The 3,663-nt window shown below is 75.1% G+C and carries 4 protein-coding genes; all 4 read left to right on the top strand.

Features of this window, described 5'->3' with window-relative positions:
• The first annotated feature begins 362 nt into the window (after positions 1-362).
• Positions 363-878 carry a shikimate kinase gene (locus ACZ63H_RS38480; RefSeq protein WP_469873102.1) on the top strand — a complete coding sequence of 172 codons (516 nt, stop codon included), beginning with the start codon at positions 363-365 and terminating at the stop codon, positions 876-878.
• Between the two features lie 93 nt (positions 879-971).
• Positions 972-2,267: a 3-phosphoshikimate 1-carboxyvinyltransferase gene (aroA, locus tag ACZ63H_RS38475; RefSeq protein WP_469873101.1), complete on the top strand. Its 1,296-nt coding sequence runs from the start codon at positions 972-974 to the stop codon at positions 2,265-2,267.
• A 48-nt stretch (positions 2,268-2,315) separates the two neighbouring features.
• Positions 2,316-3,518 carry a 3-hydroxybenzoate 6-monooxygenase gene (locus tag ACZ63H_RS38470; RefSeq protein ID WP_469873100.1) on the top strand — a complete coding sequence of 401 codons (1,203 nt, stop codon included), beginning with the start codon at positions 2,316-2,318 and terminating at the stop codon, positions 3,516-3,518.
• Positions 3,515-3,663: chorismate synthase (locus ACZ63H_RS38465; RefSeq protein WP_469873103.1), on the top strand; the 149-nt coding region annotated here is incomplete at its 3' end. The genes ACZ63H_RS38470 and ACZ63H_RS38465, both read left to right, overlap by 4 nt.

Below are 3,663 nucleotides of genomic sequence, written 5' to 3'. Positions count from 1 at the left end.
CACCCACCCCGCTGCTTTAACTCCTGCCCCCAACCCCCCCCCTACCACCCCCGCCCCCCCTCCCTCTCGGACGCCCCCCCCCCCCCCCCCGTCCCTCCCCCCCCCCCCCCCCCCCCCCCCCCCGGCGCGGGAGTCGGTCCCCGACCCGGGTGCGGACGCCTCCCCGTACCGCGGTGCCGGCGAGCGGCCGGGCGCGAGGGTGACGCGTCCACGGCCGTCACGGCGCGCGAAGTCGTCGGCCGCCCGTGCTCCACGCCGCGCGAATCCGGCGGTTCACACCCGACGACACCCACGACCGGGCCCGAGGCCCCGCCCTCACCCGTTACGGCCCGACGCCCCTCGACCCGAAAGGCGGCACCTCCATGACCGGACCCGCGGCCATCCTGATCGGCATGCCCGGCGCGGGCAAGACCTCGGTCGGCCGGGAGCTGGCCGGACTGCTGGGGGTGTCCTTCCGGGACACCGACGAGGACGTGGCCCGGCTGGCGGGCCGGCCCGCTCCCGAGGTACTGCGGGAGCGGGGCGAGCCGGCCTTCCGGCTGCTGGAGCACCAGGCGGTCGCAGCCGCCCTGGCCGAGCACACCGGTGTGCTCGCGCTCGGCGGCGGCGCGGTGCTGCACGAGGGCACCCGGGCCCGGCTGCGCGGATGCCGTGTGGTGCACCTGTGGGCCGGGCTGGACACGCTCGCGCACCGGGTCCGGGCCGACGGCGACCGGCCCCTGCTCGACGGCGACCCCCGGACCGGTCTCGCGCTGCTGCTGCGCGCCCGGCTGCCCCTGTACCGGCGGCTCGCGGTGGTGTCGGTGCGTGCCGAACACCGCGAGCCGCGGGAGATCGCCGAAGAGGTCGCCGCCGTGCTCGCCGCCGCCGCCCGCTGATCGCCCGGGCCGCCGTCCCCCGGTCCCTCCGTGCCGTTGCACTCCCTCCCCGGCGCCGCCTCCGATGCCCGCCGCACTCGACAAAGGACAGCGATGACCACCGTCCCCCCGCCGCCCACGACGCTGTACGCCCGTGTTCCCGGCTCGAAGTCACTGACCAACAGAGCCCTCCTGCTCGCCGCCGCGGCGACCGGTACCAGCGTGCTCACCGCTCCGCTGATCAGCGACGACACCCTCGCTTTCCGTCAGGCGCTCGGCGACCTGGGCGCGGGGATCCGGTCGTCGGACGACGAGGGCGCCTGGCGGGTGACCGGGCTGGGCCGCGGCCCGCGGGGCGGCGGCCGCGTCTGGTGCGCGGACGCGGGCACCGCCGCGCGCTTCCTGCCGCCGCTGGCCGCCGCCGGCGACGGCGACTTCGTCTTCGCGGGCAGCGAGCAGCTCACGGCCCGGCCCGTGGCACCGCTCGCCGACGCGCTGCGCCGCCTCGGCGCCGACGTGCGCACCGGGCCGGGCGGCACGCTGCCGCTGCGGATCCGCGCCCGCGGCCTGGACGGCGGCGCGCTGGACGTCGACGGCAGCCTCAGCAGCCAGTTCCTCAGCGGGCTGCTGATGGCGGGCCCGCTGCTGCCCGGCGGCCTGCTGCTCAGGGTGCGGGAACTGGTCAGCCGTCCCTACGTCGACATGACACTCGCGCTGATGCGGCACTTCGGCGCCGAGGTGACCGAGGACACCCCGGGCGAGTTCGCCGTCCGGCCCACCGGCTACCGGGCCGCCGCCGTGCGGATCGAGCCGGACGCCTCCACCGCCTCCTACTTCCTCGCCGCCGCGGCCGTCACCGGGCGGACGGTCACCGTGCGGGGCCTCGGCGACGGCAGTCTCCAGGGCGACGTGCGGTTCGCCGGGGTGCTGGAGCGGGCCGGGGCCCGGGTGCGGCGCGGCCCGGACGAGGTCACGGTCAGCGGAACCGGCACGTTCAGGGGCGGCTTCACCGTGGACATGGGTGACATCTCCGACACGTTCATGACGCTGGCGGCGATCGCCCCGCTGGCCGACGCGCCCCTGACCATCCGTGGCATCGGCCACGCCCGGCTCAAGGAGTCGGACCGGATCGAGGCCGTCGCCCGGAACCTGCGGGCGCTCGGCGTGCGCACCGACACCGGCCGGGACTGGATCACGGTGCACCCCGGCAGCGCCTCCCCCGCGCGGATCGCCTGTCACCGCGACCACCGCATCGCCATGGCGTTCTCCGTGCTGAACCTGCGCACGGGGAACCTCACGCTCGACGACCCCGGCTGTGTCGCCAAGACCTTCCCCGCCTTCCACGAGGAGTTCCACCGGCTCTTCCCGCGGCATCCGCTGCCGGCTCCCCCGGCCCGCACCCCGGCCTAGGCCACAGGCCATCGACGTGATCGCACCAGAAAGGAACTGACGATTCGCATGACGCACATACTGATCGCCGGGGGCGGCATCGGCGGGCTCGCCACGGCCGTGTCGCTGGCCCGCAACGGGCACCGGGTCACCGTGCTCGAACGCCGCGGCACCTTCGCCGAGATCGGCGCCGGCATCCAGCTCGGGCCGAACGCCTTCCACGCCCTGGACCGCCTCGGCGTGGGCGAGGGCGTGCGCGAACAGGCGGTCTTCATCGACGAGTTGTGCTTCATGGACGGCACCACGGGCGAGAAGGTCGCCGGCATGGAGCTGACCGATGCCTACCGCGACCGGTTCGGCAATCCGTACGCCGTGGTGCACCGCGGTGACCTCTACCAGCCGCTGCTCACCGCCTGCCAGGAGCTGGACGCCGTCGAACTGGTCCCCGACGCCGCGGTGGAGCGCTACGAGCAGAGCGCCACGGGCGTCACCGCGCACACCACCGACGGGCGTGCCTTCCACGGCGCCGCGCTGATCGGTGCGGACGGCATCCGCTCCGCGGTGCGCGCGCAGATGCTCGGCGACGGCGAACCGCGCGTGTCGGGCCACACGATCTACCGCTCGGTGATACCGATCGAGAAGGTGCCCGAGGAACTGCGCTGGAACACGGTCACGCTCTGGGCCGGTCCCAAGTGGCACTTCGTGCACTACATCATCGGCGGCGGCAGGTACCTGAATCTCGCCGTCACCCGCGACAACGGCGCGACGGTGCCGGTGGCCGGCCGGGAGGCCGAACGCGCGCAGGTGCTCGGCGGGTTCCCCGGCATCGGGACAACCGCCCGGCGCCTGCTCGAACTCGGGGAGGGCTGGCGCGAATGGGTGCTGTGCGACCGCGACCCGGCGCCGGCCTGGACCGACGGTCGGGTGGCACTGCTCGGTGACGCCGCCCATCCCATGCTCCAGTACGCGGCCCAGGGTGCCTGCCAGGCCCTGGAGGACGCCGTGGTCCTGGGCGAGCTGACCGAGACCGCCCGGGAGGACGACCTGGTGCAGCGTCTGGAGAAGTACAACGCCGTACGCCGTGAACGCGCGGGACGGATCCAGCTCGTCGCCCGGCGCATGGGCAGCGAGCTGTACCACCCGGCCGGCTCGCGGGCCGAGGAGCGCAACGCGATGCTCTCCGCCCTGTCGCAGCGGGACATGTACCGGAAGGTCTCCTGGCTGCACGGCGACCGGGCCTTCACCGACAGTGGCGCCGGAGGGGACCGTTGAGCAGGCTGCGTTGGCTGACCGCGGGCGAATCGCACGGCCCCGCGCTGGTGGCGACGCTGGAGGGTCTTCCCGCCGGCGTGCCGATCACCACGGAGATGGTGGCGGACCACCTGGCGCGGCGGCGGCTCGGCTACGGCCGTGGTGC

The organism is Streptomyces sp. NPDC104831 (assembly GCF_055583025.1).
The sequence above is the reverse complement of the archived record's forward strand: the minus strand, read 5'-3'. Positions and strand labels throughout refer to the sequence as shown.